Raw genomic sequence first — 4,819 nt, 5'->3', positions numbered from 1 at the left:
GAACATCTACCCCGCCGAAGTCGAGCAGATGATCATGGAGCTGCCGGAGGTCGCGTCGGTCGCCGTGATCGGCGTTCCGGACGATCGATGGGGTGAAGTGCCCGCCGCTCTCGTCGTGCTCACCGGGGATGCCTCCCTGACGGAGGGCGCCGTCCGGGGTCATCTGGACGGGCGCCTGGCGCGGTACAAGATCCCGCGCCGAGTCGTCTTCATCGACGATCTGCCGCGCACGGCTTCGGGCAAGATCCGCAAGACCGGACTGCGGGAGGCCTTCGGCCTCTGAACGGCAGCCGATCATCTGCGGTGGGCGTGGCGGATAATGGGGTATCCGGCCGATCGAAGGGGAGTCGATGTCGTTCCGAAGCATGCGCACGCTGGAATCGTGGGTCGACGAGTTCGTGGAGCTCGGCTATGAGTTCAGCGGCCAGGTCCGCGTGGTTCCGCAGGATGGTGCGGACGACGCCAATACCGGTCTGGTCGTGGTGAGCGTCGCCGACCCGGCGACGGTGATCACGATCCAACCGGAGTCACGCGATGCCCTGCGGTGGATGGTGACCCTGGAACCCCGGGAGGTGGCGGCATCGCTGCCTTCGCCTCAAGTGCTGAACTTCGCGGCGGAGCTGTCCGTGGTGGCCGCGCTGTGCGCGTTCCTGCAGGCGAAGTCGCAGGGCTTCGCGGGTCCGGACGTCCCCTGATCGTCAGAATCGGGGCGGCCGGGCGGATGCCTCGGCTGCGGCGTTCGTGCAGTCGTCCAGCGCCGCGACCAACTGTTCGATGAGGTGCGGATCGCCGGCCTCGGTCGTGGCGAGGTGGAAGGCTTCGTCGAATCGGGTCAGCGCCGACCACGGTGCGGCGGAGAGGTCGACGGTGGCGGTGAGACGGTTCACGCGGCGGTCGTCGGGGTCGACGTCGCGGCGGACGGCGCCGCGCTTGACGAGCCGATCGATCAGGGTCGTCACGCCGGCGGAGGTGATGCCGAGGAACGCGGACAGGGCGCCGGGGCGGGTGCCGGGGTGGTCGGCGACGTAGAGGAGCGCCCGCGCGTCGAGGTCGTTGATGCGCAGCTCCCGCCGCGCGTCGATCATCGCCGCGGAGCGGGAGTGCAGGTACCGCTGCAGCGCGGCCGCCAACGAGGAAGAGCCACGACGCTGGTTCGGTTCCATGTCAGCCCTCCCTCGGATCGCGCTGTCCAAGGACAGGATATCAGACGCTTAGCATCGTTGACTTTTAGAACAGTTATCTAAATTTGCGAGATAAGATCTAGACTGCGGTGACAGCACCCGGAGTCCGCCCCCTCACCGCGCCTCGCTCCGGCACCCGATCGGAGGAACATCGTGGGCTCTCTCTACTACGCAACGGCCCCGCCTGTTGCGATCCCCGACCGACTTCTCGCTCATCTCAGAGCCGTCGTCACGGTCAAACTGCGCCGCAACGAGAGGTTCGCGGTCTCCTTCGCTCCCGCGGACGGTGACGGCATCGCGTCCACGACACTCTGGTTCGCCCCGGCGATCCCGTTGCGGTTCGAGTTCGACAGCGACCAGGCAGAGTCGCTCGATCCGGTGCTGCTGCAGGAACTCGCCTCGCAGGCGAATTCCACCCGCGGGGTCGCGCTCCAGGTCGCCCCGGCGTCCCTCGCCGTACTGGCAGGTGCCTGATGGGCAGGCTCACGTACGACAACAGCATCAAGGTCGACGTCGAAGATCGCGCCCTCACCCACTTGCAGATCGTCATCGTCAACAAACTCCGCCGCGGGGAGCCGTTCACGCTCACCTGGAAGGACGATGCCAGCCTCGGCAACGGACGCACCACCGTCTGGATCCACCCGGGCGTCAGCCTGGTCTTCAAGTTCTACGGGTCCCGGCAACCGGAGATCAACATCGCCTGGGTCGAGGCCCTCGCACAGACTGCCAACGGGCAGAGCGGCCTTTACCTCGTCCCCGAACCCACCGCGCCCCTGACCTCCCGACCCGATGGGCAGGACATCCTCGCCCTTCACGCGTAGCCCGGGTCGCCCGGACGGCTCACATCCGCAGTCTGACGGCGAAGAGGAAGAAGAACACGGCCGGAAGCGCGACGAGCGACAGCACCGCTATGACCGTGCGAACCCGGCCGCGATCTCGCAGAACCATCCTGAACAGCAGGAACAGAACGACGCCGGCGAACCCTCCGAGGCAGTTCAGGATGACATCGTCGATGTCCGACGCCCCCAGGCCGAAGACGCCCTGGATCACCTCCACCGCCACGCTCGCCGAGGCGACGATGAGCATGGTGCGCGCCACCGTCGACCTCGTCAGGACGGACACGTAGGCGCCGAGCGGGAGGAAGAGCAGGATGTTTCCCGCGACGTTGCCGAACGTGAATCTCCTCAGCCCGGACGAACCGCCGAACAGGTAGTCCCCGATGGTCGCGAACGGGACGAGGTTGAGCGATCGCTCCGAACCGGGCGTTCGCGAGAACAGCAGCAGCTTCAGCGCGAAGACGACGTAGAGGACGAACACGGCGCAGACGACGGCGGTCTCGACCTTCGCCCGCGTCGTCAGTCGTTGCCGGCTGGACCGATCCTCGACCGCTTCGGGCGGTGGCTGCTCAGTCTGCTCAGGCATCCCCGTACGGTACACGCCGCACCTATTCGTCCGCCGTGGCTCCGTGCTCCGGCGCCACGTGCGTGAGGATCCGCGACCACACGGCGCCGACGGCGAGTCCCGCCACGTCGGGCACCCGCACGACCCGCGCCGAGGGGATGCGGTCCGACAGCCACGCGCCGTCTCGGTCGGCGCGGACGAACGGGTGGTCGTCGCCGTAGACGAGCACCGTCGGCACGTCGATGCCGCCCAGTCGATCCTTCCAATCGTCGGCGTCGAGCGCGGCCCGGTCGAAATCGATGCCCGCTTCGCCCTGCCGCCCGGCGTCATCGAGCATGCGGCCCACCCTTCGGAGGATGTCGGGATGCGCCGCCTCCGCTGCCGGCTCGTCTCCGATCCCGAGATCCGCGAGCTGGAACGGGGCATGCAGGTCGTCGAGCCGGGCATCGGCGGGCGCATCCACGAGGAGGAGCGCGTCGACCTGTCGCGGATGGCGTGCGGCCAGCACGGCCGCCGCGATCGCGCCGACGCCCCAGCCGACGGCGCCGACGCTGTGGAACGGCACCGTGCCGATCTGCTCCGCGTTCGTCTCGATCCGCCGGAGGTACTCGGCCACGTCGTCGGCGAAGCGCACGAACGACGGCGCCTTCCCGGCGGGGTCGGATGCTCCGTACCCGGGTCGTTCGATGCCGAGAAGGCGGACGCCCCAATGCCCGGTGGCGGCCGGGTCGGGGTCGAATCGGGAGGCGCCCGGCGCCGGATGGAACAGGACGACGAGCCGGCCGGATGCGGGATCGCCATACCCTGTGATGCCGAGCCGTGCACCGGACGACGTCGTGATCTGCCGCGAGGTCATCGTCCGGCCTTCCGGGCCGGCGCCGCCAGGGATTCGAGCTGCATCATGAGAAGTCCGCCCACGCGATCGCCGACGGCCTCATCGATGTGCCCCGCCGTCGACCACCGTCACCACAGTCACGCCCCGACCCATGCCGTCACCCGCCCTCTCGCCGTCGATCGGCTCCGGTCCGAACGTCGCACGCCGCAGATGCCCCGGCAACCCGGTTGCCCATTCGCGACGGAAGGAGGACCATGCGGCACCGCGATCCGGCGCAGGTGGGTCCCGGCCGGCTACACAGCGGACACGTACGGCTCCTGCACGTGTCGTTCGAGTTCCGCGGCGGTCGGGGGCATGGCCCCCGCACGGCTGACGGTGATGGAAGCGGCGACCGCGGCGATGCGCCCGATGGCGGAGAGATCGGCCGGCGTGAGGCCTCCGTCGAGGACGTCCTGCACCCCGCCGCCCCCGACGACGGCCGCCAGCAGTCCGGCCATGAACGCATCGCCGGCGCCGATCGTGTCCACGGGGCGCGTGGGGCGTGCCGGCACGTCGACCGTCGCCGAGGCGGTGTGCAGCGTGCTGCCTTCGGCGCCCCGCGTGACCGCGACGAGTCTCGCACCCCGCTCGAGGAGGATCTGCGCAACAGCGTCGGCGCGGCCCGGGTAGAGCCATTCCGCGTCCTCGTCGCTCAGCTTGACGATGCCGGCCCGCGCGGCGTACCGCTCGACGAGGTCGCGCGTGTCGTCGCGTGGCGGGACGAGAGCCGGCCGGATGTTCGGATCGAACGTGACGAGCACGTCGTCGGGCAGAGCCTCGACGAACCCGATCACCTTCTGCGACCCGGGAGTGCGCAACGCGCCGATCGACCCGATGTGAACCGCCGCGAGACCGGTCGGCTGCGGGGGGCGGGTGAACGTCCAGTCGAGGTCGAACACGTACTCCGCGGATCCATCCGCTCCGATGCGCGCGATCGCCGTGGCCGTCGGGCGCACGCCGTCGTCGGAACGCTCGATCCGCACACCCGCGGAGGCAAGGTGACGAGCGATCGCCTCGCCGTCCGCATCGTCGCCGAACTCGGTCGCGAACACCGTGGGGATGTCCAGCCGTCCGAGACCGAACGCCACGTTGAGCGGGCTGCCGCCGACGTGTCGCACCGGTTCGGTCCCGTCGCCGCGGTCGACGATGTCGATCAGCGACTCACCGATCACGAGGACGGGCCGCATCACGTGGGCACCGGTTCGAGCCGGGTGAGCGTCGATCGGCCGCCGACGACGAAGGGCGCGAACTCCTCGTTGAAGCGAGCGCAGTGCGGTGTGGCCAGGTGCGCGTCGAAGGCCGCGGCATCCTCGTACTCCTCGACGACGACGAACAGGTCGGGGTCGTCGAGGACCGTGAAGGC

General features: G+C 69.3%; 9 protein-coding genes. 4 read left to right on the top strand and 5 right to left on the bottom strand.

Annotated features, from left to right (window positions below; all coding sequences use genetic code 11):
- A partial coding sequence (locus tag VJR25_RS12915) for an AMP-binding enzyme (RefSeq protein WP_414683750.1) occupies window positions 1-283 on the top strand: 283 nt, incomplete at its 5' end.
- 67 nt (window positions 284-350) lie between these two features.
- The gene (locus tag VJR25_RS12910; RefSeq protein ID WP_324115645.1) at window positions 351-695 is read left to right on the top strand and encodes a hypothetical protein; all 345 of its coding nucleotides are present in this window, start codon (window positions 351-353) and stop codon (window positions 693-695) included.
- Window positions 696-698: 3 nt separating this feature from the next.
- Here the strand turns inward: VJR25_RS12910 and VJR25_RS12905 are convergent, their stop codons facing one another.
- Entirely contained in the window at window positions 699-1,163 is a 465-nt protein-coding gene (locus tag VJR25_RS12905) for a helix-turn-helix domain-containing protein (protein ID WP_324115643.1), read from the bottom strand.
- A 171-nt stretch (window positions 1,164-1,334) separates the two neighbouring features.
- Here VJR25_RS12905 and VJR25_RS12900 point away from each other — a divergent pair, with 171 nt between their 5' ends.
- Both VJR25_RS12900 and VJR25_RS12895 read left to right on the top strand, forming a co-directional pair.
- Window positions 1,335-1,655: a hypothetical protein gene (locus VJR25_RS12900; RefSeq protein WP_324115641.1), complete on the top strand. Its 321-nt coding sequence runs from the start codon at window positions 1,335-1,337 to the stop codon at window positions 1,653-1,655.
- Complete coding sequence (locus VJR25_RS12895) at window positions 1,655-2,002, top strand: ATP-dependent DNA ligase (RefSeq protein WP_324115639.1); 348 nt, start codon at window positions 1,655-1,657, stop codon at window positions 2,000-2,002. The genes VJR25_RS12900 and VJR25_RS12895 overlap by 1 nt, the downstream gene beginning before the upstream one ends.
- A gap of 19 nt (window positions 2,003-2,021) precedes the next feature.
- On the opposite strand, the gene VJR25_RS12890 is transcribed toward VJR25_RS12895, so the two are convergent.
- The 4 genes from VJR25_RS12890 to VJR25_RS16715 all read right to left on the bottom strand — a co-directional run.
- Complete coding sequence (locus VJR25_RS12890; RefSeq protein WP_324115637.1) at window positions 2,022-2,603, bottom strand: VanZ family protein; 582 nt, start codon at window positions 2,601-2,603, stop codon at window positions 2,022-2,024.
- Between the two features lie 22 nt (window positions 2,604-2,625).
- The gene (locus tag VJR25_RS12885; protein ID WP_324115635.1) at window positions 2,626-3,438 is read right to left on the bottom strand and encodes an alpha/beta fold hydrolase; all 813 of its coding nucleotides are present in this window, start codon (window positions 3,436-3,438) and stop codon (window positions 2,626-2,628) included.
- Between the two features lie 272 nt (window positions 3,439-3,710).
- Entirely contained in the window at window positions 3,711-4,643 is a 933-nt protein-coding gene (locus tag VJR25_RS12880; protein ID WP_324115648.1) for a carbohydrate kinase, read from the bottom strand.
- Window positions 4,643-4,819: putative quinol monooxygenase (locus tag VJR25_RS16715; protein WP_414683786.1), on the bottom strand; the 177-nt coding region annotated here is incomplete at its 5' end. The genes VJR25_RS12880 and VJR25_RS16715, both read right to left, overlap by 1 nt.

The sequence above is a fragment of the Microbacterium sp. genome, from assembly GCF_035277845.1.
Classification (GTDB): domain Bacteria; phylum Actinomycetota; class Actinomycetes; order Actinomycetales; family Microbacteriaceae; genus Microbacterium.
The sequence above is the reverse complement of the archived record's forward strand: the minus strand, read 5'-3'. Positions and strand labels throughout refer to the sequence as shown.